At 69.2% G+C, this 26,602-nt stretch carries 22 protein-coding genes and 1 pseudogene; 13 read left to right on the top strand and 10 right to left on the bottom strand.

Annotated features, from left to right (window positions below; genetic code table 11):
- Positions 1 to 117: 117 nt before the first annotated feature.
- The 10 genes from ACQPYN_RS27020 to ACQPYN_RS26975 all read left to right on the top strand — a co-directional run bounded on the left by ACQPYN_RS27020 (position 118) and on the right by ACQPYN_RS26975 (position 12,222).
- Positions 118 to 936 carry an FkbM family methyltransferase gene (locus tag ACQPYN_RS27020; protein WP_433029631.1) on the top strand — a complete coding sequence of 273 codons (819 nt, stop codon included), beginning with the start codon at positions 118 to 120 and terminating at the stop codon, positions 934 to 936.
- A complete protein-coding gene (gene gmd / locus ACQPYN_RS27015; protein WP_433039071.1) occupies positions 933 to 1,910 on the top strand; it encodes a GDP-mannose 4,6-dehydratase in 978 nt (325 codons plus the stop codon). Before ACQPYN_RS27020 ends, gmd begins: the two co-directional genes overlap by 4 nt.
- Entirely contained in the window at positions 1,911 to 3,296 is a 1,386-nt protein-coding gene (locus ACQPYN_RS27010) for a UDP-glucose dehydrogenase family protein (RefSeq protein WP_433029629.1), read from the top strand. It begins immediately after the preceding gene.
- Positions 3,296 to 4,732, top strand: a complete 1,437-nt coding sequence (locus ACQPYN_RS27005; protein WP_433029627.1) for a hypothetical protein — start codon at positions 3,296 to 3,298, stop codon at positions 4,730 to 4,732. The genes ACQPYN_RS27010 and ACQPYN_RS27005 overlap by 1 nt, the downstream gene beginning before the upstream one ends.
- An 8-nt stretch (positions 4,733 to 4,740) precedes the next feature.
- Entirely contained in the window at positions 4,741 to 5,982 is a 1,242-nt protein-coding gene (locus tag ACQPYN_RS27000) for a lipopolysaccharide biosynthesis protein (protein WP_433039069.1), read from the top strand.
- A 14-nt stretch (positions 5,983 to 5,996) separates the two neighbouring features.
- A complete protein-coding gene (locus ACQPYN_RS26995; protein ID WP_433029625.1) occupies positions 5,997 to 7,046 on the top strand; it encodes a glycosyltransferase in 1,050 nt (349 codons plus the stop codon).
- 59 nt (positions 7,047 to 7,105) lie between these two features.
- A complete protein-coding gene (locus ACQPYN_RS26990; RefSeq protein WP_433029623.1) occupies positions 7,106 to 7,579 on the top strand; it encodes an acyltransferase in 474 nt (157 codons plus the stop codon).
- Positions 7,576 to 9,021 (top strand): polysaccharide biosynthesis tyrosine autokinase, encoded by a 1,446-nt coding sequence (locus ACQPYN_RS26985; protein ID WP_433029621.1) that lies wholly within the window; start codon positions 7,576 to 7,578, stop codon positions 9,019 to 9,021. Before ACQPYN_RS26990 ends, ACQPYN_RS26985 begins: the two co-directional genes overlap by 4 nt.
- Before the next feature lie 109 nt (positions 9,022 to 9,130).
- Positions 9,131 to 9,748 carry an SGNH/GDSL hydrolase family protein gene (locus tag ACQPYN_RS26980; protein ID WP_433039067.1) on the top strand — a complete coding sequence of 206 codons (618 nt, stop codon included), beginning with the start codon at positions 9,131 to 9,133 and terminating at the stop codon, positions 9,746 to 9,748.
- A gap of 1,361 nt (positions 9,749 to 11,109) precedes the next feature.
- The gene (locus ACQPYN_RS26975; RefSeq protein WP_433029619.1) at positions 11,110 to 12,222 is read left to right on the top strand and encodes an HNH endonuclease signature motif containing protein; all 1,113 of its coding nucleotides are present in this window, start codon (positions 11,110 to 11,112) and stop codon (positions 12,220 to 12,222) included.
- A 9-nt stretch (positions 12,223 to 12,231) separates the two neighbouring features.
- On the opposite strand, the gene ACQPYN_RS26970 is transcribed toward ACQPYN_RS26975, so the two are convergent.
- The 7 genes and pseudogenes from ACQPYN_RS26970 to ACQPYN_RS26940 all read right to left on the bottom strand — a co-directional run bounded on the left by ACQPYN_RS26970 (position 12,232) and on the right by ACQPYN_RS26940 (position 19,414).
- Complete coding sequence (locus ACQPYN_RS26970; protein ID WP_433039167.1) at positions 12,232 to 12,996, bottom strand: hypothetical protein; 765 nt, start codon at positions 12,994 to 12,996, stop codon at positions 12,232 to 12,234.
- Positions 12,997 to 13,010: 14 nt separating this feature from the next.
- Positions 13,011 to 14,066 carry a hypothetical protein gene (locus tag ACQPYN_RS26965; RefSeq protein WP_433029617.1) on the bottom strand — a complete coding sequence of 352 codons (1,056 nt, stop codon included), beginning with the start codon at positions 14,064 to 14,066 and terminating at the stop codon, positions 13,011 to 13,013.
- Positions 14,067 to 14,244: 178 nt separating this feature from the next.
- A pseudogene (locus ACQPYN_RS26960) lies at positions 14,245 to 14,790 on the bottom strand (dynamin family protein); the annotation flags it as partial.
- 89 nt (positions 14,791 to 14,879) lie between these two features.
- Positions 14,880 to 16,379 carry a dynamin family protein gene (locus ACQPYN_RS26955; protein ID WP_433029615.1) on the bottom strand — a complete coding sequence of 500 codons (1,500 nt, stop codon included), beginning with the start codon at positions 16,377 to 16,379 and terminating at the stop codon, positions 14,880 to 14,882.
- Between the two features lie 10 nt (positions 16,380 to 16,389).
- Complete coding sequence (locus tag ACQPYN_RS26950) at positions 16,390 to 17,982, bottom strand: Hsp70 family protein (RefSeq protein ID WP_433029613.1); 1,593 nt, start codon at positions 17,980 to 17,982, stop codon at positions 16,390 to 16,392.
- A gap of 89 nt (positions 17,983 to 18,071) precedes the next feature.
- Entirely contained in the window at positions 18,072 to 18,461 is a 390-nt protein-coding gene (locus ACQPYN_RS26945; protein ID WP_433029611.1) for a hypothetical protein, read from the bottom strand.
- A gap of 86 nt (positions 18,462 to 18,547) precedes the next feature.
- Positions 18,548 to 19,414, bottom strand: coding sequence for a class I SAM-dependent methyltransferase (locus ACQPYN_RS26940; protein ID WP_433029609.1), 867 nt, complete (start codon positions 19,412 to 19,414; stop codon positions 18,548 to 18,550).
- 130 nt (positions 19,415 to 19,544) lie between these two features.
- Between ACQPYN_RS26940 and ACQPYN_RS26935 the strand changes: the two genes are divergently transcribed.
- Both ACQPYN_RS26935 and ACQPYN_RS26930 read left to right on the top strand, forming a co-directional pair.
- Positions 19,545 to 20,318: a hypothetical protein gene (locus ACQPYN_RS26935; protein ID WP_433029607.1), complete on the top strand. Its 774-nt coding sequence runs from the start codon at positions 19,545 to 19,547 to the stop codon at positions 20,316 to 20,318.
- Positions 20,319 to 20,320: 2 nt separating this feature from the next.
- Positions 20,321 to 22,585 carry a bifunctional polysaccharide deacetylase/glycosyltransferase family 2 protein gene (locus tag ACQPYN_RS26930; protein ID WP_433029605.1) on the top strand — a complete coding sequence of 755 codons (2,265 nt, stop codon included), beginning with the start codon at positions 20,321 to 20,323 and terminating at the stop codon, positions 22,583 to 22,585.
- 7 nt (positions 22,586 to 22,592) lie between these two features.
- On the opposite strand, the gene ACQPYN_RS26925 is transcribed toward ACQPYN_RS26930, so the two are convergent.
- Both ACQPYN_RS26925 and ACQPYN_RS26920 read right to left on the bottom strand, forming a co-directional pair.
- The gene (locus tag ACQPYN_RS26925) at positions 22,593 to 23,432 is read right to left on the bottom strand and encodes a chitosanase (RefSeq protein WP_433029603.1); all 840 of its coding nucleotides are present in this window, start codon (positions 23,430 to 23,432) and stop codon (positions 22,593 to 22,595) included.
- Between the two features lie 54 nt (positions 23,433 to 23,486).
- Positions 23,487 to 25,466: a DUF222 domain-containing protein gene (locus tag ACQPYN_RS26920; protein WP_433029601.1), complete on the bottom strand. Its 1,980-nt coding sequence runs from the start codon at positions 25,464 to 25,466 to the stop codon at positions 23,487 to 23,489.
- A gap of 212 nt (positions 25,467 to 25,678) precedes the next feature.
- On the opposite strand from ACQPYN_RS26920, the gene ACQPYN_RS26915 reads away from it, so the two are divergent.
- The gene (locus tag ACQPYN_RS26915) at positions 25,679 to 25,861 is read left to right on the top strand and encodes a hypothetical protein (RefSeq protein WP_433029599.1); all 183 of its coding nucleotides are present in this window, start codon (positions 25,679 to 25,681) and stop codon (positions 25,859 to 25,861) included.
- Here ACQPYN_RS26915 and ACQPYN_RS26910 read toward each other — a convergent pair.
- Entirely contained in the window at positions 25,845 to 26,453 is a 609-nt protein-coding gene (locus tag ACQPYN_RS26910) for a hypothetical protein (RefSeq protein ID WP_433029597.1), read from the bottom strand. The two genes, ACQPYN_RS26915 and ACQPYN_RS26910, sit on opposite strands and share 17 nt — an antisense overlap.
- Positions 26,454 to 26,602: the final 149 nt, after the last annotated feature.

Genomic DNA, 26,602 nt, shown 5'->3' with positions numbered 1-26,602 from the left:
AGTCCGTTCAGCCTCTTCACGTGGGCTGAATGCGCTACTACATTCGACCCCTCGTTACCGTCGGCAGAGCTCTAGTTACTCTGCTCTCGCCGACTCCGGGGGGACCATGATTAGAGAGTGCGGACGATCATGAGCATTCGTTGGAAGCTTGAGATCCTGCGGATGCGGATGGTGAAGGTTGGCAGGCTCGCGACCCGACCATCTTATTGGAGCGACCTTCGGAAGGGCGTGTTCCCAGGGCTAGAGCACCTGCAGGTCCCCTTCCTCAGGCACTATGACTACGTCGTTGACGCAGGAGCATCCCGAGGTCAGTTCGCCTCGTTCGCAAAGAATCAGTGGCCAAACTCCCGCTTATTCTGCTTCGAGCCGCAGCCACTGTGCGCGGCGACTGCTCGGGCGGTCGTCGGCAACCGTGGCGAGGTGCACGAGGTCGCTCTGAGCGACAAGGACGGCGACGAGGAACTCATAGTTTCCGGCCGAGAGGATTCGTCGTCACTCCTCCCGGTCGGCGAGCTGGCGGAGCAGGTCGCGAACGCGGGTGAGGTCGACCGATTCTCGGTGCCGGTACACCGTCTCGATGGACACACTGCGGAGTTCGGCCTGGGGATCGGTCTGTTGAAGATCGACGTCCAGGGGCTGGAGTTGGAGGTTCTGAAGGGGCTCGGACAACAAATTCGAAGGTTCGCGGACATCTACCTCGAGTGTTCATTCAGGCATCTCTACGAGGGCCAGGCTCTGGGCACCGAGATCATCGCCTACCTCTCCTCCTATGACTTTCAGCTGGTCGCGATCGAGAATCCTGCCCGTGGAGAGAATCACGAGATCCTCCAAGCCGATCTGCTCTTCAGACGAAGCGGCGAGTCAGGTGACGATTCCGGCGCCGCCGAGAATCCGAGTGTCGTGCAAGAAGAGATGGCCAAGTGGGGGGCGCAGTGAAGCGGGCGTTGATCACGGGGATCACGGGGCAGGACGGGTCGTACCTGACCGAGTTGTTGATCTCGAAGGGTTATCAGGTGCACGGGATCATCCGTCGCTCCTCGACGTTCAACACCGGCCGGATCGATCACCTGTACCAGGATCCGCACGAGACCGATCAGCGGCTGGTGCTGCACTACGGGGACCTGACCGACAGCTCGCGGTTGGTGACGTTGATCGAGAAGATCCGTCCCGACGAGGTGTACCACCTGGCGGCGCAGTCGCATGTGCGGGTGTCGTTCGACGAGCCGGAGTACACCGGCAACACCACCGGCGTCGGCACCACCCGGCTGCTCGAGGCGATCCGGATGGTCGGGGTCGACACCCGCTACTACCAGGCGTCGAGCTCGGAGATGTTCGGGGCGACCCCGCCCCCGCAGGACGAGGACACCCCGTTCTACCCGCGCTCGCCCTATGGGGCGGCGAAGGTCTACGGCTACTGGATGGCCAGGAACTACCGCGAGGCCCACGGCCTGTTCGCCGTGAACGGGATCCTGTTCAACCACGAGTCCCCCCGCCGCGGCGAGACGTTCGTGACCCGCAAGATCGCCCGCGCCGCCGCCCGCATCGCCGCCGGGGTCGAGGAGAACGTCTACCTGGGCAACCTCGACGCGGTCCGGGATTGGGGGTACGCCGAGGAGTACGTCGAGGGCATGTGGCGGATGCTCCAGGCCGACCAGGCCACCGACTACGTGCTGGCCACCGGGACGGCGACCACGGTGCGGGAGTTCACCCAGTACTGCTTCGACCGCGTCGGGCTCGACTGGGAGAAACACGTCCGCTTCGACGAGACCTACCTGCGGCCCACCGAGGTCGACGCGCTGATCGGGGACGCCTCCAAGGCCCAGACCGAACTCGGGTGGAAAGCCCAGACCATGCCCGAACAGCTCGCCCACCTCATGACCGACGCCGAACGTCATTCATTGGGCATCTAGTTGTTCACGCGTCGGGTGGCGGTGGTGGGGACGGGCTATGTCGGTCTGACGACGGGGGCGTGTCTGGCGTCGTTGGGGCACCAGGTGGTGTGCGCGGACATCGACACCGCGAAGGTGGAGCGGTTGCGCCGCGGCGTGGTGGACATCGTGGAGCCGGGCCTGTCGGAGCTGGTGACCGAGCAGGTGTCGGCGGGCCGGCTGTCGTTCGTGGTGGGCGCGTCGTCGGCGGTGGCGGCGCACACCGACGGGCTGGACGCCGAGGTGGTGTTCCTGTGCCTGCCGACGCCGATGGGTGTGGGCGGGGTCGCGGACCTGCGCGCGGTGGAGGCGGTGATCGAGGAGACCCGCGAGCTGCTGGCGCCGGGCACGGTGGTGGTGAACAAGTCGACGGTGCCGGTGGGGACGGCGGCGCGGACCGCGGAGCTGCTCGACCGCGCGGACGTGTCGGTGGTGTCGAACCCGGAGTTCCTGCGTGAGGGCTCGGCGGTGCACGACTTCCTGAACCCGGACCGGATCGTGGTCGGGTGTGACGCGGCGGAGGCCGCGGAGCGGGTGGCGGCGCTGTACGCGCGGCTGGGGGCGCCGACGGTGCTCACCGACGCGGCGTCGGCGGAGCTGATGAAGTACGCGGCGAACTGTTTCCTGGCGATGAAGCTGTCGTATGTCAACGCGATGGCCGAGCTGTGCGAGCGGGTCGGGGCCGACATCGGTGACGTCACCGAGGGCATCGGCTACGACCGCCGGATCGGGCAGGCGTTCCTGTCGCCGGGTCCGGGGTGGGGCGGGTCGTGCCTGCCGAAGGACACGCACGCGTTGTTGCAGGTGGCGGACGCGGCGGACTTCGAGTTCCGGCTGCTGCGCGCGACGATCGACACGAACACCCGGCAGCGTCAGCGGGTGGTGGACAAGGTCCGGCTGGCGGTGACCGGGAAGCGCACGGGGTCGCTGACGCGGGTGCGGCTGGGTCTGCTGGGGCTGACGTTCAAGGCGGGCACCGACGACCTGCGGGACTCGCCGGCCCTGGCGATCGCGGCGTTGCTGCGTCAGGCCGGGGCGGACCTGGTGGGCTACGACCCGGCGCTGGTGGCCGACCCGGGGAACCCGGACAAGGTGGTGCGCGACGAGGTCGAGGGCGTGCCGCTGGTGGCCGACCCGCTGGAGGCCGCCCAGGGCGCGGAGGCGGTGGTGGTGCTCACCGAGTGGCCGGTGTTCCGGACGCTGGACTGGACCGCGATGGCCGGGGTGATGAAGCAGCCGGTGGTCATCGACACCCGCAACCTCGTCGACCCCGCCACCCTGCGCCGCGCCGGCCTGACCGGCATCGGGATCGGCCGCCGGGACGCGAGTCACCCTTCGGTCGTGAACCTCTCGTCGGCGGACAGCTGATGATTGACTACGCAGTAATCTTTGCGATCTGTTCGCTCGTAGTTGGCGCTGCGGCTTGGTTGCTCGCGACACGGTTGCGCCTTGGGCCAGTATTGTCGCCATTCTCTATCGCCCTCTTGGTCCTAGTTTCGATCTTCGGAGTTCGGCCTCTTCTTCTCTCGGCGACGGGAGACTCGGCGTTCTACGGACACGATGTTCTGAAAGGTTTCGCGTACTCGGCAGGCGTCGGACTCGTCGGGATATCCGCGCTATGCGCGGGATACTATGTCGCGAACGAAGTGCAAGCCAACTCCACTGAGCGAATGACTCGCGCTAACGGCGAAAGTGATGACGCGAAATCATTATATGACCGCATCGACTTCGTTCTTGCCGCGAAACTGGGCCTAGCAACCGTCCTTGTCTGGCTGGCCGCACAGCTCTACGTCGGTGGAGGCATTGACTACCTAGGGACCCTTTTTGCGGGTCGTTCCAGTGAGAATGCCGAAACTCAGGCGGGCATTCCTAGTATAGTTTCGGCGCTTCCGGTCGTAGCGGCGATCAGCGTAGCGTTCTTGAGAATTCGCAAGGAGCGCAACGCAAAGTTGAATCGGGCAGAGACTAGATGGTTCTGGATCGTCGTGATTGCCGCTGTCGTCCCGCCTACCGCGCTGGGGTCTCGACGATTTCTAATTCCTACCATCATTGCTTCCGCTTGCGCCGTTGGATGGAGTTCCTGGAGCGCTCGAATTCGGGTACGCTATTTCGTGCTTGGCGCTGCTGGCTTCATCGTTCTGAGCGCGATTCCATATGTCCGCAGCGCGGGCGCGAGGACGACCGAGTCCACGTCCTTCGTGGAAGCACTTCTGACCTATTTCCAAACGGAAGGCGTGTTTGGCGCGCTCTCGCAATACTTCGTATCCTATGACACCGAGATGTTCGACTACATCGCACTGCTACATATTAATCTCCTTAACGGATTTCCCTACGGTGTAGGACGGGCTTCGGTCGGAGAGTTCGTGCTGAATCCCCTACCTGCCAGTGTCTCGCCCACCCTATGGAGTGACCAACTCCTTATCTACAACTTTGGTGGGCCGTGCACGCAGCCGTACTGTCCGGTCCTCTCGACAGTGGGAGTGCTGGCTGCCGACGGCGGAGTCCTACTAGTGGCGGCTGGGATGCTCCTACTTGGAGCGCTCATGGCCAGACCAACGCATTATCTGGAGCGCGGATCCCTGAGGGCGGTCTCGTATTTCTGCTTCTGGGTCTTCGTTCCTGCTTCGATACGTGGAAACACGCCCCTCATCCTCTCAATAGGACTCCAAGTCGTAGTTCTCGTGCTGTTGGGATACTGGGCGTTGTCGTTCAGTTCTCGCCGCACGGGCCAGTTCCCAAGGGCCTCGGGAGTGTCCAACCACGGCCACACCTTGGATACTAGTCGGCGACGTGCGGTCCGGTGAGGCTCGCGATGCTGAGAGGGGCCAAATTAGGACCTGCGGCGACCCTAACCGCGACCCGTCTGGCGGCGACCGCCGTACAAGCCGGCACGCTAGTGCTTATAGCCAGGGTTGCCGGTCCGGTGGAATTCGCTACGTTCGCGGCCCTATTCGGCGCTTTGCAGGTGCTGCAAGCAGTAATAGACGGAGGAGCGACGGGATACACGTTAGCTAACCACTGGCGTGGAGAGGCAGTTACGCAGGCCTTTCGAATAAGTTCGCTATTCGGCCTCGCCGTGTCAACCCTGGTAGTGCTAGCCATTTCATTTGTGGCCTTCCAGGACAATAGCGCAGTACTTTGGGCGCTCGCTCCGCTAGGAATCTGGTTGGCGATCGAGCGTGCTTGTGAGACTCGCGCGACGCTCTTAATCGCCCGAGGGCGTTTTCGACCGGTCGCGGCGAGCCTTCTCCTTCGCCGCGCAGGCGTTGGTTGCACAATGCTGATCTCAATTTCAGTGCCACAATTATGGGCATGGCTATTTTCCCTTAGCTCGATCGCATTCGGTGCGGCGTCGTTCCTGGTAATCGCAAGTTCCATTCCGTTCCAGAAGGTTGCCTTAAGCGGAGTCGTCAGAGATCGAGCCCGAGCTATGAGGCCCTTCTGGTCTGCGAGCGTTTCACAGCAGATTCGACAGCTTGACGTAACGATTCTAGCCTTCATCAATCCGGCCGCCGCAATCAGCTTCGCACCTGCCAGTCGTCTGGGGACCCCCTTACGACTACTGCCCGTCGCATATTCCCAGATCTTGCTGTCCACCATGGCACGTGACCGACGGGGAGTTCGCAGGAACGAATTAGCAAGCTGCCTTGTATTTGCGGTATGCGTGTACGCTCCGCTTGCCGCCACCGCGTGGATTTGGGTACCTTTCCTCTTAGGCTCCGACTACGAAAGCTCGTCGGCCCCAATCGCCATCTTCATACTTGGTCTAATCCCATTTTCAGTGGCCAGTGTCTTGAATTCAAGTACTCAGGCGACGGGCCGGGCAGCGTATGCGGCCATGTCGGGATGGGCGGGTGGGATATCAACTCTGGCTTTCGTCTTTACGCTTGGCGTGAATTTTGGCGCAACGGGCGCTGCGATCGCCAACTGTCTAGGTGCGGTAGTGCAGGGTCTCATTCTCGCAATTCGAGAGAAGAGGCGACAGATTTCTGGTGAGAACGATGACATAGGTTCTCAGGGTAGGGACACCGAGAGCGAGGTAGATCATTTATGACAGAGCCAGCGAATGTGGCTGTTGTGCAGATGGCGATGGGCGCATACCGTCAAGGTTTCATCACGTACCTTGAGGAGCAAGGCACCTCCATCGAATTCTTCGTAGGTGACCAACATTTCGGTCAGGTGCTGCGAACTGAAGTCAACTCAGGTCTGGTTAGGAGAACCGGCCAGAATCTTTTTCTCGCGCGTCGTCGAATCGGCTACCAGCCAGTCAAGCTACGCCTCGTCCTGAAGTACCCGCAGGTGGTGGTGGAGCTAAATCCTCGGAACATCACAACGTGGGCAATCTTGATTTCTAGGCTCGTGCTAGGACGTCCTTCCCACGGCTGGGGTCACGTCGACCCCCGTGGGCATCGAGGTGTCGCAACGCTCCAGCTTAGGCGAACCATGCAGAAGATGTGCTCGAGCTTGATCACCTACACCGAAGCAGAGAGAGAAAGGGCGAAGGAGCTGTTTCCGAAGAAACCTATTCGTGTTGCCGCGAACGCGCTCTATCGGGCCAAGGATATGACGGAGGTGACTCAGGGGGGACTGGACGTTGTATGGATTGGCCGTGTTGTGGAAGAGAAGAAGCCGCTCTTGGCCATCGACTCGTGGCGAGAGTTCGTCCGAGCACGAGGGACTTCCAGTCGGCTTCTTGTGGTGGGAGATGGCCCGTTGCTCGAAGCGATGAAGGAGCGCGCCAGAACTGCCGGAGTGCGGGAATCAGTTGAGTTCTTTGGTCGTGTAAATGATTCTGACGTCTTGAGGAAGATATTTGGACGCTGCAGGCTCATGCTCGCGACAGGCTACGTAGGCCTCAACGTGACACAGGGCCTCGGCTTCGGATTGCCGGTCGTCTACCCAGAGCAAGAGCCGCACGCGCCGGAAATCGAGGCGCTCGATCCGGATAACAGTCTCACTTTTGCAAGCGAGAACGCAGAGTCTTGCGCGCATGCGGTCCAGGCTGCGTTCGCGTCGGACTGGCACGCATCTGAGATCGCTGCGGCGGCGAGGAAGCGGTACTCCGTCGAAGCGATGGCAACGCCATTCCTCGACCTGGCGCGCGGAGGCGCAAAGTGAACGATGTTGATCGCCGGGTTGGGGGCGTGTCCAAGACAGTGAGAGGTGCCGTTCGAAGGATGCGGAACGCGCGGCTCCGTGCACTCGCTGCTGGCGAGATCTCTATCGGTAGCGATGTCGCCGTTGGCAAGAGAGCGCAAGTGTCAGCTCCTGACTTCTTTAGCGTGAGGGATCGCGTTCGGATCGGTCAAGACTTCTTGTGCGAAGTGAATGCGGATATCTCCTCCGATGTTCTGATTTCTAGTCGCGTAAGTTTCATCGGCAACGATCATTCGCTTGAGGACGTCGGCACGATATTCGATTCCAGTCGGTTGCCATCCGCGACGGTACGACTTCTGGGCGACAACCTGATCGGACACGGCACCGTTATACTCGGGAATGTCGTCATTGGACGGGGGGCGATCGTAGGGGCTGGCAGTCTTGTGACTGGCGATCTACCGGACGGTTGGATTTGCTACGGGCGACCTGCGAAGCCGCAGAAGCCGAGGGCGAGTTCGGCTAGCGCTAATCTCGGGCGAGGGGGTGCGATATGAACACCGATCGAACTATCAAAGTAGTGCGGGAACGTTGGAAGCTTGTAGCTGCTGGCGTTCTAGTGGGGCTTGTGGGGGCGCTCTTGTATGCAACCCTGACTCCACGCCAGTATTCGGCGACCGTGACCATGTATGTGTCAGCCTCCGATGTAAGCAATGCGACAACCGCCTACCAAGGTGGGCTCTTATCCGAGCAACGCGTCACCTCATATGTTCAATTGCTAACCGGAGGTCGGATCGCTGATGAGGTCTCCCGCCAGCTCAACTTAGGAGGTTCGCCTGAGGAGCTCTCCAACCAGATATCGGCAGCGGCACTGCCTGACTCCGTAATCTTGACGGCCTCGGTCCTAGACCGCGACCCGATACGCGCTGCGATGATTGCGAATGCGGTAGGCGACAGTTTCACTCGACTGGTTGCCGAACTGGAGCAGCCGCAGAATCGTTCTCAGCCGCCGAGCGTTTCGGCTCGTGTTGTTCAACCAGCAGCCGTTCCTTTCAACCCGGTTGCGCCCCAACCAGCTGTGGGTATTGGAACGGGTCTCTTGCTGGGCTTGGTGGTCGGATTGGGTGTTGCGTTCTTCCTTGATAGCAGGGATAAGACCGTAAAGTCGGACGATGAGCTGACAGCCCTGCTTGAGACGCCCACCTTAACTGTTGTTCCACTAGAAAAGGAAGATGGATCGCGGGCCGGCAGCTTGAGTTCGGTACGCCGAGTTGCCGCAGAATCGTATCGACGCCTCCGTGCGAATCTGCAGTTCATCCCGTTCAAGGTCAGCGGCGGGAGGGCGCTAGTAGTCACGAGCACTCTCAGTGGAGAGGGAAAGACTACGACAGTTGTGCAGTTGGGGATCGCTATGGGAGAGGCTGGCCGACGGGTTGTCGTAGTAGACGGCGATCTTCGCAAGCCGGCGCTGGCAGAGCGATTGAACGTAGACCAACTTGTCGGGTTGACCTCAATCTTGACGGGCCGGGCAGCCACGCGCGAGGTGATCGCACACTCCCGGCACGAAAATCTCTGGGTGATCCCCTCGGGCCCGGTGCCACCAAACCCCAGCGAACTGCTCGGGACCGAGAAGATGGCTGCGCTGCTGGAAGAACTGTGCCTCAGCTTCGATTATGTTCTCGTTGATTCACCACCTATCGGTCCCGTCGTCGACGCAGCCGTCACGGCGAACCTAAGCGATGGAGTTCTGCTTGTCGCGAGGCATGGATATGTGCAGCAGGAGCAGTTGGTCGCGTCTAGGGATTCGATCTCCGCTGCTTCTGGCAGATTACTCGGTACGATTTTCACGATGGTTCCTGTAGCCAAGGCCACGTATGGCGCCTACTACTCGTACGGGGCCGCTGAGGGCCAAGTCGTGGAGCGAGCTGCGTCTATCGACGACTCGGGGACAACGACTGACACGATCTCCCGTCGTCCCTCGCCCGCTCCCCGCCGGTAACTAGCGGAGAAGAACGGTGACTCTGGGTTCGAGACGGGCGCGGCTCAAGATATTGAGCCTGGCGGCGATTGTTGTTGCTGTCGGAACTTGGGCAGTTCTTCTCTTTGTCATGCCGTCGCGAGGTTCGGGCTCTAATCTTAGCGACGTTTGCCTGAAGGCAAGTGCCGAGGCGACAGCGCTCTCGTCGGCCGTTCCACTTACCGAGGGTACCCGCACAGTTGTAGCACTAGGTGACTCGTATACAGCGGTTTCGAGGTCTGCGGGTTGGGTCCCAGTGCTGGGCATGAGTCGCCGCTGGACCGCGTACGCCGAGGGGTTTGGTGGGTCGGGGTTTGTTAACCCGGGCCCGTGCCGGAATATGGCTTTTGCCCAACGCATCGGTTCCGTACTGGATCACCGACCCGACGTAGTCATTGTTCAAGGCGGAATGAACGACGTTGGTGTGTCAGAGGACGAACTACGTGCGGCGGCCGATCAGGTCTTGGCGGGACTACACCGAGTGCCAGTGGTGGTTGTTGTCGGACCGCCAGCCGCTCCCGCTCGAGCGACGGGAACGGCGGGCGTTGATAGGGTCCTGGCTGAAGTATGCGCGACCGCTGGCCGAACGTACATCTCAACGCAGAACTGGCCCCTTCAGTTTCGCGCAGACAACATACACCTAACAACGCCGGGCTATGTAGACTTCGGGCGACGGGTGGCCTCTTCGGTGCCCGAGCCATTTCGCTAGATTCGTGAGTTGCTCTTCTGCCCCTCGGATTTGTCGCGAAGGTCTATATGAGGTCCTCTGGTCTTTACGCTCGTGCGCTTCGTTGCAGCGTCGTCTTTAATTACAGGTCTCGGCATTGATTCCGGGGAGATGTTCTCTTGTATTTCGGGGCGAGCGGACACGCATTGGCGAACTGGATTCGCTATTGACACCGAACCACAGATCGTTACGGTCACTATGGTCCAAAGTACAGAGGCTGTCGTCGACGCCGACCTACCGGTTGACCGCGTCCAAGAGGTTGTAAGTCCCGGACGTGCTGGAGTGTGCCATTGCGTTACCTGCTGCTCATCAGCGAGCGCCGAGCGTTTACTGTCGCCGCATGCGAACGAAACCGACTGCGAGTAGCCCGTAACGCTGGTGCCGCATAGGCGGTAGCCCGGCCGCCGTCGAAGTGTTGTGCACCCGCTGGTCAGTTCACGCGGGCGTTGCTGGTGGCCCGAGGGACGTCGGTGCACTCAGGAGCGTCTGTCACGGCGGCGAAGACGGCCAAGTCAATGACCGCGAAGTGGTCGATACGCATACGCGTGAGCCTGCTCAACAGTGGAGACGAGCAGTGGGGGGCCGCCGAAGGAGTAGGCGGCGTTGATCTCCGGAACGCTGCCACCCGCCGTTCACCGCCGCCCGCGACCAGCATCCAGGTCCCGCGTGATTCCTGGGTCGACGTCCATTGCCGCTGGCGACTTTGCGTCTCGAGCTCGTCGGGCCGTCTGGCTTGCGCTATGTGCCGGCTGGGGATGGATCGGTGTCGGCGAATTCGCGACCGGCCTGGTTGCCGAAGTGCTGGGTGAGGGCGAAGGGCCCGCGCAGTGATCGAGCGGCTTCCTGTCGCTGGTGTAACGACTCCCCGCATCCTCCAGCGACCCGTTGTCGACGGCTCAGTTGCCGTCAATCAATACGGGGGCGGGGCATGACCACCATCGACGCGGCTGACGCCACCTGCCGCGGCTGCGCGGCGCCCTGGCGACCCGGTGCGCGCTTCTGCCCGCACTGCGGCAACCAGGCTCCACCCGGGCCGCCGGCTCCGCGCCGGACTGCCCCGCAGGTCGCCGTGCCCACGCAGGGATGGCCCGGACCGCCCGGACCGCCCGGACCTCACAGGCCGCCGCCGGCTCCGCCCCACCCGCCGTGGGCGCCGCCGTTCCCGACGGTCGGCCCGGCACCGGAGCCTGAGCCGCGCCGGTCGAACCGTGGCCTGATCGTCGTGGCCTGCGTGCTCGCGCTCGTCGCCGTCGTCCTCGGCACCTTCCTCGTCTTAGGCATGCCGTGGTCGGCCGGAGCCGGGACGACCACAGCCGGCGGCCCGGCACCCGCGTCCCACTCCCGTGCCGGCCCTGCCCGCGGACCCCGCGCAGGCCCTGGAGACGCAGCGGGGTGCCGACGCCGGGGCGGCCGAGTCGCTCGTCGGCTCATGGGCGCCGCAGCTCTCGGCGAAGAAGCCGGGCCTCGTCGTCGACGGGCAGACCTACGACGCGGCCACGATCCTCACCGACCACCAGCGCCTGCGCGGGCAGCAGCCCGACGCGATCCTGGTGTGGTCGGGCGACTTCACGAGCTTCCGCAGCCGCGACTTCTGGATCACGCTGGCCAACCGGCCGTTCTCGACCTCCGACGCCGTCAACGCCTGGTGCCAGAGCGCCGGCTTCGGGCCGGACGACTGCTACGCGAAGCGTCTGTCGCACACCGGCGGGTATGCGGAGAACACGGCGATGCGGACCGGCGCCGGCACGACGGGCGGCGGCACCACCGGTGGGAGCCCGGCGGCCGGTGCGACGCCGGTGCTCGGCGACGCTGCTGACTCCTCGCTGTCGGGGGTCGGCTCGAGAATCGAACACATGAGCGAACGAGAGCTGGGGGTGGTCGAGCGGGAGGCGCTCGAGCGCGCCCGCCTCGGCGAGATCGCCCGCCGGCGGGAGGCGTTCGCCCGTCTCGAGCAGGTCGCCGAGCTCGAGCAGCTGGGGGTGGCGGAGCGGTCGGGGATCGCACCACGGCACGGCTGCTGCAGGAGATGTGGCAGCTCGCGCCGTTCGTGGCGAAGCGGCTGGTCGCGGAGGCCGCGGACCTCGGTCCACGCACGTCGATCGCGGGGGAGCAGCTACCGGCGCGGTTGCCGTGCACATCCGCCGTGGCGGCCGCGGGCGAGATCCGCGTCCGACGCCATCCGCCGGGCGCTCAACGTCCGCGACGGAGGCTGTGCGTTCCCCGGGTGCTCGCGACGGCCCCGTCGCTGCCAGGCACATCACGTCGATCACTGGCTCGACGGCGGCGACACCGCGCTGGACAACATGTGCCTGCTCTGTCGCTTCCACCACCAACTGATCCACCACGGTCACTGGTCCGTGCAGATCATCGACGGTCGGCCGTGGTTCACCCCGCCCGAGTTCCTCGATCCCGAGCGACAACCCCGACCCGGCGGGCGACCCCGCGTCCCACCATGATCCCGCCGATCAGGGCTCGGGGTGGCGCTTGTTGCCGAGGGCGTCGCCGAAGTCGTCGAACGGCTTGCCGGCGCCGTAGTACGTGGGTGAACTACCACTGCGGTCGACGGACACACCGGTGAGCGTGTTCGTGTTCATGTCGGTGTTGGTCTGGTTGATCAGGGCCTGCGTGGCGAGGACCTGGGGGTGTGTCGACGCCGGCATCGTCTGGTTGCCGCTGAAGGTCACCGACTCGGTGGGCGGCGCGACGATGCCGGAGTAGCTGACGTGGGTCGCGTTGCCGGCGGCGTCGAACGAGGTCGGGGTGAAGACCCCGGGGGTGAGGATGCGGGCGCCGTCGGACGAGCCGATCGTCTCGCCGGGGACGCCGAAGTGGTCGGGCAGGGCGACGAGCGGAGCCCCCGCCGACGCGGCTGCCGGGGTGGCCGACGTGCTGGTGGTGGTGGCGACCTGCTCGGGAACCGAGGGATCGGACAGGGACGGGTCGCCCAGCGAGGGATGGGTGACGGCCGAAGCGCAGTGGTCCCCGGACCCGCCGTCGTCCCCGGCGGTCCCGGTGCTCGCGGCGACGTCCGGGGCCTCGGAGTCGCCGCAACCGCCGGAGTCGTCGGAATCCTCGGAGGCCTCGTCCCAGGACGCGTCGTCGTAGGAGTCGGTGCCGGACCCGGAGCCGGTGGCGGACGAGTCGTCGTCGGTGTCGACGGCGACATCGCCGTCGTCGACCTCGACGCTGTCGCTGCCGGTGTCCTCGAAATCGGTGGATGCGCAGTCCATGGTGTCCCCCCGGATCAGGTGGTTGCGGGTGTCGGTGCGGTGGTCTGGGTGCGGGCCGTCTCGACGACCCGGTGCAGCGCCGCGGCGTCGCGGCGCAGGCCCTCGAGAGCAGTGAGGGCCTCGTCGGTGAGCCGGCGCTGCCGCTCGCGCTCCTCGGCGGTGCGGGTGAGCAGGGCCGACGAGCGCTTGACGGCCTCGTCGAGCTCGCGACGGCGGGCGGTCAGCAGGTCGTGCACCACGCTCTCGAGGCCGAACTGGACGTCCACGAGGTGCTTGGTGAACTCCCGCTGGGTGTGCGCGCGGGCGTCGGCGATCGTGCGGGACGCGAGGCGTTGCGCGGCGCGGTGCTCGCGCATGCGGTCCATGGCGCGGCGGCGCATCGCGATCCCCGCGACGCCGATGGCGGCGCCGAGACCGAGTCCGACGGGCCCCAGCAGCGGGCTGAGCAGGGCGAGCATCCGGTCGGCGCCGAACGCCATGCCGGCCGCCGCGCCGTAGGAGCCGAGAGCGCCCGCGAGCCCGCGCTGGGACGGGTCGTCGTCCGCGTCCGGCCGCCGCGTCGGGTCGCGCTGGAGGAAGGGCAGCTCCAGCTCGGGGCGGGTGAGCTCGACGCCGTGCTCGGCGACGATCGCCTCCACCCGGTCTCGCACCAGCACCACCGCGTCGAGCCAGAGCACGCGGACCGCGTCGTCGAGCTCGCGCCCGATGGTCTCCGCGCGCTGGGCGGACCACGTCTCGAGCGAGTCGGCGATGTCCCGATCGGTGCGCGTCGCCGAGGCCGCGAGGTGGGCCTCGAGGTCGAGCTGCAGACGTCGGAAGGCGTGGGCCAGCTCCTGGCGCCACCGCGACCCGGCATCGGTGAGGCGACGCAGGCGGGCCCGTTCGTCCTCGACGGCGGCGGCCGCGGCGGGGTCGTCGGCAGGTGGCCGCGCGGCGCGGACCGCCGCGGTGACGCGGTTGGTGGTCACCAGCGCGAGCTGGACGACGTTGCCGAGGCGGACGACCTCGAGGTCGGCGCCCACGCGGGCGAGCTCCGCGACGAGGGCGTCGCCACCGCTCTCGGCGGCCACCCGGTCGGCGAGGGCGTCGCGCCCCCGCCGTCGGGGCGTCCGAGGCTGCGGCCATCAGCCGGCCGGAGACGGGGACGAAGGGCGCACGGGCGAAGCGCGGCGCGTGGGTCGCGATCAGGGCGCGGTCGTCGTCGAGCACCCGTCGCCACTCCCGGTGCAGGTCCAGCTTCGTCAGCACGAACACGACGTGACCGACGCGCTGGGTGGCCTCGCCGAGGAAGGCGAGCTCGGGGGCGGTCAGCGGCCGTCCGGGGTCGACGACGAGGACGAGGGCGTCGGCCAGGGCGAGCGCGGCGAGGGTGACGTCCGCGTGCCGGGCGACGACGCTGTCGACGCCCGGGGTGTCGACGAGCTCCAGGCCGCCCGCGAGCAGCGGGGCCGGGATCTCGATCTCGACCGCCGACACGTCGAGGGCGTTGCCGGGGTTGTGGCGCTCCGAGGCGTAGCGCTCGACGTCGGCCAGGTCGATCGCGATCGGCTCGGTGCCGGCGACGTGCACGCGGGCGCGCTCGACGTCGCCGTGTCGGACCGCGATGTGCACCCCGGTGGCCACGTCGCTGTCCACCGGCACCAGCCCGGGCCGGTCGAGCACCGCATTGACGAGCGCGCTCTTGCCGCGCTTGGTGGCGCCGGCGACGACGACCCGGGCGGTGGCACCCGGCGGGCGGGCGCACTCGGCGAGCAGCGGGGCGACGATTCCGCTGACCTCGGCCGCCGTCGCCACCCGCTGCAGGCCCGTGACCAGCGCGCCGAGGCCGGTGCGCAGCGTCGCGGCGGTGGTCACCGTGTCGTCGGCGGGCACGGACGCGGCCGTCACGACGCGCCTCCGACCGTCTCCCACATCGCCGTGTACGAGTCGCGCACGACCTCCGCCGCGCGTCGCGCCGCCTGGTTCGTGCCGGGCGCGTTCCCGAAGCGCAGCCACCGCGTCGCGCCGTCGAGCGCGCGGCGGGCGAGGACGTCGCGCCCCACCGCCCCCTCGAGCGGGTCGACGCCCAGACGCCCGGGGACGTCGGTGCCGACGGCGAGGTGGTGCAGGTCGGCGGCGAGGGCCTCGGGCAGCTCGAGCTCGCCGCGGCTCCAGCGCGCGAACACGTCGCGCTCGCGCAGGTGCTGCAGGGCGGTGTCCTCGCGGGCCTCCTCGATCGCGTCCCGCATCGACGGCGTCGCCCCGACGACGTAGACGAGGCGTTCGAGCGCGACGAGGGCGCGGTGGGCGGCGATCGCGTCGGCCTGCGCCGTGAAGAGTCGCCGGACCGTGTCGTGCAGCGCGTCGACGCCCGACGCGGCGTGCAACTGCTTCGTGAGCGCGTGCGCGCCCTGGTGGCCCTGGTCGAGCCAGCCGAGGCACAGCTGCACCCCGTGCAGGCCGAGCAGATCGAGCAGGCGGACGCGTTCGGCCTCGCCGACCCCCACGTCGGGGGTGGTCGTGAAGAGGTCCGCGGAGAGCATGAGCAGCTCGCGGTCGTCGGGCGGCAGCAGGGCGAGGCGGCGCAGCGCGTCGGCGACGTCCTCGGTGACCAGCGCGGCGTCCGCGGCCTCGGCGAGCAGCCCGATCACCGGCAGGACGCCGGCCGCGACGCCCTGGAGCTGGTCGCCGTAGTGGGTGGCCAGCGCGACCGCCGCCGGCCACGGGTCCTCGGCCTCGCCGTCGAGGGTGTCGGCCTTGCTCACGACGGCGAGCACGGTGGCGGGGGAGAAGCCGGACGCGGCGACCGTGCGGCCCATCGCGTCGGCCAGCGCGCGCAGGCGGCGGTCGTCGTCGCGGGTCAGCTGCGGGACGAGGAACAGCACGGCGTCCGCGACCGACAGCGCGTGGCGCGAGGCGCCGTCGAGGCCGAGGAACGCGTCGGTGCGGGCACCGGCGTCCGCGGTGAGCGAATCCAGCCCCGGGGTGTCGATGACGGTGAGGCCCGCGAGCGCCGCGTTGCACAGCACGACCTCGACGGCGTCGATCTCCTCCGGCGCCGCCCCGAGGTCGGCGGGCAGGAAGCCGTCGGGGGCGAACGCGCGGGTCCACGAGCGGCCGTCGCGCGCGTGGACGACGACCTGTTCCTGGTGGCCGTAGGAGAACCACGTCACCGCGCGCGTGCACTCTGAGGCGTCCACGCGCGCGACCCGCTGCCCGAGCAGGGCGTTGACCAGCGTCGACTTCCCGGACTTCACCCGGCCGACGACGGCCAGGCGCAGCGGCCGGCCGAGCTCGCGACGGACGTCGGCGATCGCGCCGTGGATGTGGGGTGGCAGGCCCCGGGCGAGCAGCTCGTCGCACGTGCGCGCGAGCCGCGCCGAGGCCGAGATCTGGGCGGTCACGGCCGGGTTCCTAGTAGCCGGAGCCGAGGGGGGTCCCGAGACCGTCGTCCGCGTACTCCGCGGGGAAGCCCGGGTTGGTGAGCGGCTCCTCCTCCATCTCCGAGGTCGTGGTCTCGGAGGTCTTCGGTTTCGTCGTCGTCGGGCGCTCGGACGTCGGACGCGGTGTCGTGGTGGTCGTGCGCCGGGCGGCCGTGGTCGGGTCCGCCTCCGCCGTCGTCGTGGTGGTGACCGGGGCCGGCGCGACCACGGGCGCGGGGGCCGGCACGGTGGCGGCGGCGGGCACCGGGGTCTCCTGCGACGCCAGCGACGGCGCCACGAACGCCACCCCGCCGCCGACGAGCGCGGCGGTGAGCGCGGCCACCGCGACCGGAAGCATCCAGCGCGGACGGCTCCGGCTCGGGGCGGGTGGGGTGCTCGACGCCGCGGCCATCGCGACCGTCGGCGTGCCGACCGGCGGCGTCGTCGGGGCGTCCCGGTAGACCGTCGTGGGAGAGACCGTCGTCGGCTCGGGCGCCATCTCGGGCACCGCCACGCCGGACTCGCGGACGAGGCGCGCCGCACCCAGGACGACCACCGACTTGGGGTCGTCGAAGGTGGCCGGGAGGTCGCCGAAGCGCTCGGAGACGAGGCGGCTGACCAGCGGCGTGCGGCTGGCACCACCGACGAGGTAGATCGCGGCGACGTCCGACGGCTCGACGTCGCACCGCTCGATCGTCGCGGCGAGCTCGTCCACGGTGTCGCGCAGCGGTGCGGTGACCAGCGCCTCGAACTCGGGGCGGGTGATCCGCAGGTCCGACCCGGCGGCCGCCACGTGCATCGTGAAGTACTGCTGGCGGGAGAGGGCCTCCTTGGCCCGGCGAGCGTCGCGGCGCACCTCGGCGGCCTGGCGGCGGCCGGCGGGCGTCTCGCCCGTCGTCATCTCGTCCCACAGCTCGGGGTGGCTCTGGGCCAGGCGCGAGCCGACGAGGCCGTAGAGCAGGTCGTCGAGCCGCTCGCCGCCGAGGTCGGCGTTGCCGCCCGGTTCCCCGGCGAGGTCGAAGCCGGTGTCGGTACGACGGAGGACGGCGGTGTCGAAGGTGCCGCCGCCGAGGTCGTACACCGCGACGAGGTCGCCGTCGACGATCCGCTCGTCGAGGTAGTGCATGGCCGCCGCGACCGGCTCGGGCACGAGGACCGGGTCCGGCAGGCCGACCGCGGTGGCCGCGGCGGCCAGCTCGGCGACCCGCGTGCTGCTCCACCGCACCGGGTGGGTCAGGACCAGCTTCGCCGGGGCCTCGCCGTTGCGCCGTCGCATCCCCTCGTCGGCGATCGCGCGCAGGAGCGCCCCGACCGCGCGCGCCACCGGGATCGGTTGCCCGTCGAGCACCAGGTGCTTGGTGCGGCCGAGGGAGCGCTTCGGGTTGCGCTCGACGCGATCGGGCGCCCAGCCCGCCTCGTCGCCGGAGGCGAGCCCGACGACGAGCTCGCCCTCGTCGTCCAGCGCCACGGCCGACGGGATCTTCGCCGAACCGTCCAGCTCGATGATCGTCACGGTGTCGCCGACGACCATCGCGGCCGTCGTGAACGTCGTGCCGAAATCAACAGCGAGTGACCATTCAGTCACAGTTCCCGCCGATGCGTCGCCTTACTTACTCCTATCGGGTGTGTGGCGCGAGCGTTACGTTGCGCCGCAAGGTGACGTGGAGTGAAAGGTCAGTGGCCGACGAGGGTGCTGTGCTCGTCGAGGCGACGGGTCGGGGCCTCGAGGCAGGCGCGGCGGAACTCCTCGCGCTCGTCGACCTCGCGGCGGGCCCGCTCGAGCTCGGCCCGCTCGTCGCGGGCGTCCTCTCGGAGACGGCTCTCGGCCTCGACGGCCTCCGCGCGGGCGAGCTCGGCCTCCTGGAGGCGGGCGCGGACGGCGCGCAGGCGCGCGAGGAGTTCTCGGAGCCTGTCGGGGGCTCCGGGGGCCGTGCGCGCGGTGTGGACGCGCTCGGCGAGGCGGCGCTCGAACGTCTGCAGGGCGGTGACCTGCCCGTCGAGGTGACGTCGGCGTGCGACGACGGCGTCGAGGCGCGTCGATCGGTTCCACATTTCGGTGCTCATCGGTCCGTTCACCTCGGTTCCCGTCGGGTCAGTTGTCCGGGAATCGACGTCGTGGTGACTGGTTGTTACGTCCGGTTCGGTCACGATCAGGCCAACCGGCGGTGCGCCAAGACGGCGAAGGTGTTCGGCGTCCGCAGCCGGTCGCCGACGGTCTGGGCCAGCGAGGAGGGCGTCGACCAGTAGCGCTGGACCTCGACGTCGGCGAAGTCCTCGCGCAGCCGGTCGGCGATGGCCTGCTCGTCGACGCCCTGGCGCACGACGTGGTACTCGGACATGTCCGAGACCTGGGACTCGTCGTAGTGGCCGCGCAGCCGGCGTCCGATGGTGGCGAAGCCGCGGCGGTAGTCGCCCTGCCCGACGCGCCAGCTGTAGAAGGCGACGAGGCTGGCGAGCAGGGTCCGGCGGGGGAGCCGGGGGTAGTAGAGCGGGTCCTGGAACGCGAGCAGCGCCCCGCCTTCGCGGATGTGGGTGACGGCGGCGTCGATGTTGGCCAGGTAGTCGGGGATGTGGTGCAGCACCGCGGTGTAGACGACGGCGTCGACCTGACCGACGGCGGTGAAGTCGCCGTCGGGGTCGTGGAGCACCTCGACCGAGGGGTTGTGGCGGAACCTCGCGTCGAGGGTGGCGGCGCTGGGCGCGCTCATCTCGGTGACCACGACCTCGGCGCCGGTGGCCAGGATCGTCTCGGAGAACGTGCCGTGGCCGGCGCCCACCTCGAGCACCCGCGGCCGTCGACCGAGCCGTTCGGTGAGCTCGTTGAGCGTCGCGGTGAGGGTCGTGCGGATGCGGGCGTTGAGCCGGGCGTGCTGCAGGTGGGGCGACCACGACGGAGGATGTCGTCGTGGTCGGCGCCGTGCGCTGCTTCCTGCAGCGCCGCCATCGTGACGGTCACGGGATGTCCTCCTCGGTGGAGCTGTCGGAGCGTCACGAGAGAACCACACGCGAAGACCCATTCGGGCTAGTTCACTCCTTCGTGTGACGCGACAAGACGTATCAATCGGAGGTCGTGGTAACGATGAGTGGTTGATCGGGCTTCACGAGGAAGCCCCGCCGACCGCCGGTCGGTGACTCGGGGGGTCAGCCATGAACGGTGTGGAGTCAGCACGAGAGACCGCGGAGCGGGCGCCGGTCTTCGTCGACGCGAGCGGACGCCGGCGTCGCGGCGTCACGGTGCTCGGCTACCTCGGCGCCTCGGCCTGCACCGCCTACCTCGCGGCCTTCGGTATCACGGTCAGCACGCACGCCGGCGTCATCGACGCGTCCGGCGTCGCCCTGGCGCCGTCGCCGTCGATCGACGACGAGGGTGGCGACGAGTTCGACGACGTCCCCGGGGACGTCGTCGTCCCGGCCAGCGCGACCGGACGCCACGGCGTCACCGACGCCGCGGTCACCACGCCCACGTCGCAGAAGAGCACCTCGCGGCACGCGTCGCCAACCGGCGGGCGCCATGCCGCCACTCCGCACGTCAGCACGCCGGTCCACCGCGCGGCGGCACCGGTGGTCCCCCTCCGGGTCGTCCGCGGACCCGCATCGGCCGGTGGCGGTACCGCGCCCGCCAGCTCCCCGCGACCCACGACCCCGCACGGCGGCAGCGTGCCGGGGACGCCGCAGTCCACGCCCGACACGTCGCCGACCACCGGTGGCTCGGGCGGGAGCTCTTCGTCGGGCGGCGCGGGCCCGACGACGGGCACCGGCACGTCGGGGAACACCGGCAACGGGGGAACGGCCGCGGGCAGCGGCACGACCACCGACACCACCACCGACACGACGACCGACACCACGACCCCGAGCGGCTCCGGATCCGGGACGCCCGCCGTGCTCGACATCGGCCCCCTCACCACCTCGATCGGAGCCTGACCGTGGCGAGCCACCGCTCCTCAGGTCCCCGCGCCCGGGCCGTCCCGCCGGCGCGCCACCCGCACCGCGCCGCGGCCACCGGCCGCGGATGGAAGCGCCTCGCGCCCCGGCCCGGCGTGCTGTTCATCGTGGTCGCCCTGCTGATGTTCAGCTGCCTGCTGCTGGTCCACGGGCTCGCCCGCTCGCAGGTCGGCGTCGACGCCACCGGCGCGGTGCCGACCGAGGAGGCCCACGACGAGGTCCCGCCGGCGATCACCGACGGCGGACCGGTCGTCGACGCCCGCGGCGCCACCCCGGTGAGCGCCCGCATGCCGGCGAAGACGATCTCGCTGACGTTCGACGACGGCCCGGACCCGGTGTGGACCCCGCAGGTCCTCGAGGTCCTGCGCCGCCACCAGGTCCCCGCGACGTTCTTCGTCGTCGGCTCGATGGCCGCCCAGCACCCGCAGCTGCTCCGCGACATCCGCGACGCCGGGTCGGAGGTCGGGCTCCACACCTTCACCCACCCCGACCTCTCCGCGGCGTCGGACGTGCGCATCGACCGCGAGCTCACCGAGACCCAGCTCGTGCTGGCCGGGGCCCTGGGCGAGTCGAGCTACCTGTTGCGCCCGCCCTACTCCTCGACCGCCGACGCGGTGGACAATGACGCTCTGCGCTCGTTCCGGACCGCCGGCACCGACGGCTACGTCACCGTCCTGTCGGACACCGACAGCGAGGACTGGCAGCGTCCCGGCGTCGACGCGATCGTCGCCAACTCGATCCCCGCGAACGGCGCGGGCGGGGTCGTCCTGCTGCACGACGCCGGCGGCGACCGGTCCCAGACCGTCGCGGCCCTCGACCGGCTCATCCCGCAGCTGCAGGCGCAGGGCTACCGCTTCACCACCCCGGAGACCGCCGTGGGTCTGCCCGCGGACAACCGTCCGGTCTCGACGGTCCACCACCTGCTGGGTGCGACGCTGATCGGGCTGGTCGCCGTGGCCGGCGTCGTCGTCGACGCGCTGACCTGGCTGCTGCTCGTCGTCGGCGTGCTCGTCGTGCTCCGGCTGGTGCTCATGCTCGTCGTCGCCGTCCGGCACCACCGGCAGCGGCACCGTCCCGACTTCTCGTGGGGACCGCGGGTGCCTGGACTGAACCCTGGGCCCGTCTCGGTGATCGTGCCGGCCTACAACGAGAAGGAGAACATCGCGGCCACCGTGCGCTCGCTCGTGGCGAGCGAGCACCCCGTCGAGGTGCTGGTCGTCGACGACGGCAGCACCGACGGGACGGCCGAGATCGTCGAGGCGCTCCGACTGCCGAACGTGCGGGTGATCCGGCAGGCCAACGGCGGGAAGCCCGCCGCGCTCAACGCCGGCATCGCCCACGCCCGCCACCAGCTCATCGTCATGATCGACGGCGACACGGTGTTCGAGCCGGCGACGGTCGGGAGCCTGGTGGCGCCGTTCGCGGACCCGTCGGTCGGCGCGGTCGCCGGCAACGCCAAGGTCGCCAGCCGTCGCGGGCTCATCTCGCGCTGGCAGCACATCGAGTACGTCATGGGCTTCAACGTCGACCGCCGCGTCTACGACGTCCTGCGCTGCATGCCCACCATCCCGGGGGCCGTCGGCGCGTTCCGGCGCTCGGTGCTGCTGGAGGTCGGCGGGGTCAGCGACGACACGCTCGCCGAGGACACCGACCTCACCATGGCGATCTGCCGCAGCGGCTGGCGCGTGGTCTACGAGGAGTCGGCGCGGGCCTGGACCGAGGCGCCCGCGACCCTCGGCCAGCTCTGGCGCCAGCGCTACCGGTGGAGCTACGGGACGATGCAGTCGATGTGGAAGCACCGCCGCGCGGTGCTCGAGACCGGCGCGTCCGGTCGCTTCGGCCGGGCCGGCCTGGGGCACCTCGCGGTGTTCCAGGTGCTGCTGCCGCTGCTCGCGCCGCTGGTGGACATCTTCCTGATCTACGGGCTGCTCTTCCTCGACCCGGTGACGACGCTGATCGCGTGGTCGTCGGTGCAGGCGATCCAGCTCGTCGCCGCGGTGATCGCCTTCCGGCTCGAGCGGGAGCCGCTGCGCGTGCTCTGGCTCCTGCCGCTGCAGCAGATCGTCTACCGGCAGCTGATGTACGCGGTGCTGATCCGGTCGATGGTCACGGCCGCCGGCGGCATCCGGCTGGGGTGGCAGAAGCTGCGCCGCGTCGGGGGGCTGGAGGACCTGCTGCCGGCCGCGCCGGAGCCGGGGACGACGGAGATCCCGCGTGAGCGGCTCGTGGTGCTCAGCCGGCGCTGACCAGGCCCTAGGCCGGGATGTCGAACCGCCCGCCGGCGAACGTCCAGGCGATCGGCGTGGCCAGGTCGAACCGCTGCTGCTGCAGCAGGGTCTCCAGGGTGTCGACGCGGGGGATCGACTCCCGCCAGACCTCGGTGGTCTCCTCGTCGACCGGGTTCTCCAGGTCGGCGCGGCGGACCGCGAGGAACGTCGCCAGCCACGCGGCGTCGTCGGTGGCCCGGCCCCGTTTCCGCTCGGTCTGCGCGAGCAGCGCGTCGAGGCCGTCCGGGGAGCCGAGGCCGTGCTGGACGGCCGTGTCGAGGATGACGAGCTGGCCCAGCGCGCTGGTCAGGCCGACCCGCGCGGCCCGGTCCACGGCGGGGCGGAAGTACAGCTCGTCGTAGACGGCGTCCTGCGCGGCGTTGAGCCGCGGGTCGGTGCGGGACGTCGTGCTCCAGGCGTCCTCGAAGCCGTTGAGGCCCTTGGTGCTGGAGCCGTCGCCGCCGTCCTGCACCTTCGCGTCGATGGCCCGCAGCGCCGGGAGGTACCGGCTCACGGGGGTGTTGTTGCCCGCCGCCGCGGCGTAGCGCTGCACCACCAGCAGGAGGTCGTGCGTGCCGCTGGTGAACCCGGCACGGCCCGCGGTGATGCCGCGACCGTCGTCGAGGCGGTGGGCCGCGGCGTAGGGCAGCTCGATCGTCGAGTTCTCGAACGTGCTGATGACCGCCTCGGCGACGCGTCGGCGGTCCGGGTCGGCGAGGCCCGGGAGGCGCTCGGGGTGGCCGGCGGCGGCGTCCGGGGCTCCGCACCCGCTGGTGACGGCCCACCCCGTCAGCCCGGCGAGGACCAGGAAGCCGCGTCGGTTCACCGGCGCGACGGTAGGCCATCCCGCGCAGCGGGCGACTCATCGGACCTCGGCACGCTAGAACGGTGGCTCGTCGTCGTAGGTGCTGCGGGTCGGGGTGGTGGCCGTGGGGCGGGGCTTGTTGGTGAGTTTCCGGAACCAGTCGGGGTCGATGTCGTCGTGGGTGTCGTCGGTCCAGCCGTCGTCGGGCAGGGGCCGGGGCGCGGCGGCGGGACGGGGCGCGGGGAGCGGCTCGGTGATGGGTTTGGGGTGGCTGGTGTAGGTGATGCCGGCGCGGGTGCGGATGACGAAGCGCCCGGGGCTGGGTTGGCGGACGGTCCATGGGGCGTGGTGTTTGGCGCGGTGGTCGTGGGTGCACCAGGCGCCGAGGTTCCACGAGGAGGTGGGCCCGCCCGAGGCGTGGGCGAGGGTGTGGTCGAGGTCGGCCTTGTGGGCGGGGCGCCGGCACCAGGGCGCGACGCAGTGCCGGTCGCGGACCCGGATCCAGCGGTCGAGCTCGGCGCCGGGACGCCGCCTGGCCCGGTCGTCGGGTCCGGCGTGGCGGTCCGGAGGCGCGCCGGGGCGCCCGAGGTCGGCGAGGCGCTGCTGCAGTTCCCGCAGCAGCGGTGCCCGGTCGGGGTGGTCGTCGGGGTCGAGGGCGGCCAGCAGCGTCGTCGGGACCTGGAGTTCGACGATCGAGGCCCGGCCTCCCCGCGCCCGATGCCGGCCGCGGGGACCGGGTGGTCGGTGGGGTCGGTGTCGGGCGAGCAGGACGTGCTGGAGGCGGCCCTGGTCGTCGGTGAGCACGACGCGCCATTCGCCGTCGCGGTGGCGCAGGGCGAGGGTGCGGGCGTCGTCGGCGAGGACGGCCCCGTAGCCGGGGACGCTGCCGGGGTGCTCGTCGAGCCCGAGGGCGGTGCTCAGCCGCAGCCGCACCTCCACGGTGCCCTCCCGGAGGCGCCCGGGACGACGTTCGACCACATCGAGCGGCCCGAGCAGCTCTGATGTCGCGGGGAGGTCGAGGACGCCCTGCTCCGACGGTGAACGCGGCGCGGGCACGGTCGAGACGAGGTCGTCGTCAGCCGGCCCGGGGTCGTCGGTGGCGCGCGGTGCACCGCCGGACCGGAACGGGCCGTTGTCGTCGGGGCCGTTGTCGTCGGGCCCCTCGTCCGGGCCGTCATCCCCGAGGCCGTCGTCGCCGGTGTCATCGGGACCGTCGTGGGGGTCGTCTGCGGTGTTCTGGGCGTGGTGTTCGGCGGCGAGCAGCAGGGCGATGGTGTGGTCGTCCATGCCGGCGGTGGAGCCGTCGAGCAGCCGCAGCCCGACCTGCAGGCGCAGCTGGTTGATCGGGATCAGCACCCCGAGATGGCGGACCGTGGCGGCGAGCGCGTCGATACGGGCTTGGGAGGCGATGCCGTCGGGGGCGGGCGCGTCGCAGAACGACAGGTTCGCGGTCCCCGACGGGTTCGCCGACAGGATCACCCGCGCCCGGGCCTCAGCCCGCTTCCGGCGCCGCTCCGCCCACTCCGGATCCAACGCCGTCGCGACCTGCTCGATCCGCTCGATCAACGCGGCGACCGGCAGCTCCGGCGCCTCGGGCAGCACGACCCGGCACACCTCGTGCGCGTGGTCGTCGCCCAGGTCGCGGGTCTGATCGCAGACCGTGCGGGCCTTCGGCTCGTCGAGCCACCCGGCATACAGGGCGTCGCCGACCTCGGGCAGCCGCTCGGCGAGGTCGTCGGCCAGGTCGAGCTTGCGGCTCGACATGGTGCGCGACCAGCCCAGCAGGGCCGAGACCTCGTCGCCGGAGAACTCGTCCGAGGACGTCAGCCGCTCGGTGCGACCGGCCTGGGCGCGCCCCAGGTGATGGAGGCCTTCGAGCAGCTCGGCGGTCGCCCGGTTCTGCAACCGCCACCGCCCCCGCACATAGGCGGCCAGATCCTCACCGGTCAACGCGGCCGGCGACAGGCGCTCCAGAGCAGCGGCCAGCTCCGCGCCGGGCGCGAGAGCATCCAGCCCGGCCACCAGGCCGACCCGGACATCCTGGACGATACTCACGGAAAGAACGCTAGCTCCGACCCCCGACAGTGACGGCCCACCGAAGGCTCTCCCGAGCCCCGGCGAGCATCACGAAAAGATAACGATCCCCTGCTCGGGTGCGGTATCGGCAACGACCCACTCCGGGACCGGGCCCGAGCGCGCGAGACCCTCCGCCGATACGGAGCGCGACCGGTGTTGGCTGTGCCCCACACCGAGGACAGGAGAGCGCGATGCGTCGGAACCGAACCGTCTCGTTGGGGACCATCCTCTATCTGATCATCGGTGTGGTGGTCGCCCTGTCGAACGGCTACGGGATCACCGATCTGTCCTCGCTCCTGTCCTTCCTCCTGGCGCTGTTCCTGTGGCCGCTCGTGCTGCTGGGCATCGATCTGCACCTCAGCCTCGGGATGTGACATCCCGCGGCGCGGTCGCGCGGAGCGTCAGCGACGTCCGGCGTCGCTCCCGCGGGCCGTCGACCGCGTGCAGCGGGCGACCGTCCTCGATCCCGCCCAGTCCGGGTCCACGGAGCAGCACGAGGCTGCCGGCGTCCGCGTCGTACGCCTCCGCGGTGGTGCCCTCGCGGTCGGTGCAGTGGCGCAGCGTCGCCGACCCCTCGAGCGTGAGGATCGCGACGAGGTAGCGGTGGCGTCGCCCGTCGAGGTGCGTCGAGATGCCCGCGCTCCCGGGCGCGTAGCGCTGGACGGTCACCTCGTCGGGCTGCCACTCGGGCACGTGCGGAGCGGTCGCCGCGACCACGGCCCGGTGCAGGGCGTGCACGGCGGGACGGGTGGTGATCTCGTCGCCGACCATGACGAGGTGCTCGCCCTGCTGGCGCACGCGGTGCGGTCCTTCCACCGCGGGCAGGGCGACGTAGCGCTCGGCGTCGAGCTCGGCGAGGACGTCCCGGCGCAGCGCCTCGGAGAGCGCCCCGGGCTCGTGGGCCACGCCGTCGCGGGCGACGCGGTGCAGCGCCGGGCCGAGGTCCCGGGTGAGCGAGTCGGTCATGCCGCCGGGATACCCGGCCCGCCCGGCTCCGGCGGCGCCCCCTCTCGCCGCCGGAGCCGGGAACACGGAGCCCGGTGCCACGACGCCCCCCGACGTCGAGCCCCCCACACGTCCCCCCGAACGTGCGCACCGCGCTCCGCGGCCCTGCT

Origin of the sequence: Actinomycetospora sp. CA-053990, from assembly GCF_050948445.1 — a bacterium.
GTDB lineage: Bacteria > Actinomycetota > Actinomycetes > Mycobacteriales > Pseudonocardiaceae > Actinomycetospora > Actinomycetospora callitridis.
This window is presented reverse-complemented; position numbering and strand designations above follow the sequence as displayed.

Bases quoted from the DNA above. Each gene is read 5' to 3' on its own strand.
- ACQPYN_RS27005 (WP_433029627.1), top strand. From the start codon at position 3,296: ATGATTGACTACGCAGTAATCTTTGCGATCTGTTCGCTCGTAGTTGGC.
- ACQPYN_RS27000 (WP_433039069.1), top strand. From the start codon at position 4,741: ATGCTGAGAGGGGCCAAATTAGGACCTGCGGCGACCCTAACCGCGACC.
- ACQPYN_RS26990 (WP_433029623.1), top strand. From the start codon at position 7,106: ATGCGGAACGCGCGGCTCCGTGCACTCGCTGCTGGCGAGATCTCTATC.
- ACQPYN_RS26985 (WP_433029621.1), top strand. From the start codon at position 7,576: ATGAACACCGATCGAACTATCAAAGTAGTGCGGGAACGTTGGAAGCTT.
- ACQPYN_RS26980 (WP_433039067.1), top strand. From the start codon at position 9,131: ATGCCGTCGCGAGGTTCGGGCTCTAATCTTAGCGACGTTTGCCTGAAG.
- ACQPYN_RS26970 (WP_433039167.1), bottom strand. From the start codon at position 12,996: ATGGACTGCGCATCCACCGATTTCGAGGACACCGGCAGCGACAGCGTC.
- ACQPYN_RS26945 (WP_433029611.1), bottom strand. From the start codon at position 18,461: ATGAGCACCGAAATGTGGAACCGATCGACGCGCCTCGACGCCGTCGTC.
- ACQPYN_RS26940 (WP_433029609.1), bottom strand. From the start codon at position 19,414: ATGGGTCTTCGCGTGTGGTTCTCTCGTGACGCTCCGACAGCTCCACCG.
- ACQPYN_RS26935 (WP_433029607.1), top strand. From the start codon at position 19,545: ATGAACGGTGTGGAGTCAGCACGAGAGACCGCGGAGCGGGCGCCGGTC.
- ACQPYN_RS26915 (WP_433029599.1), top strand. From the start codon at position 25,679: ATGCGTCGGAACCGAACCGTCTCGTTGGGGACCATCCTCTATCTGATC.
- ACQPYN_RS26910 (WP_433029597.1), bottom strand. From the start codon at position 26,453: ATGACCGACTCGCTCACCCGGGACCTCGGCCCGGCGCTGCACCGCGTC.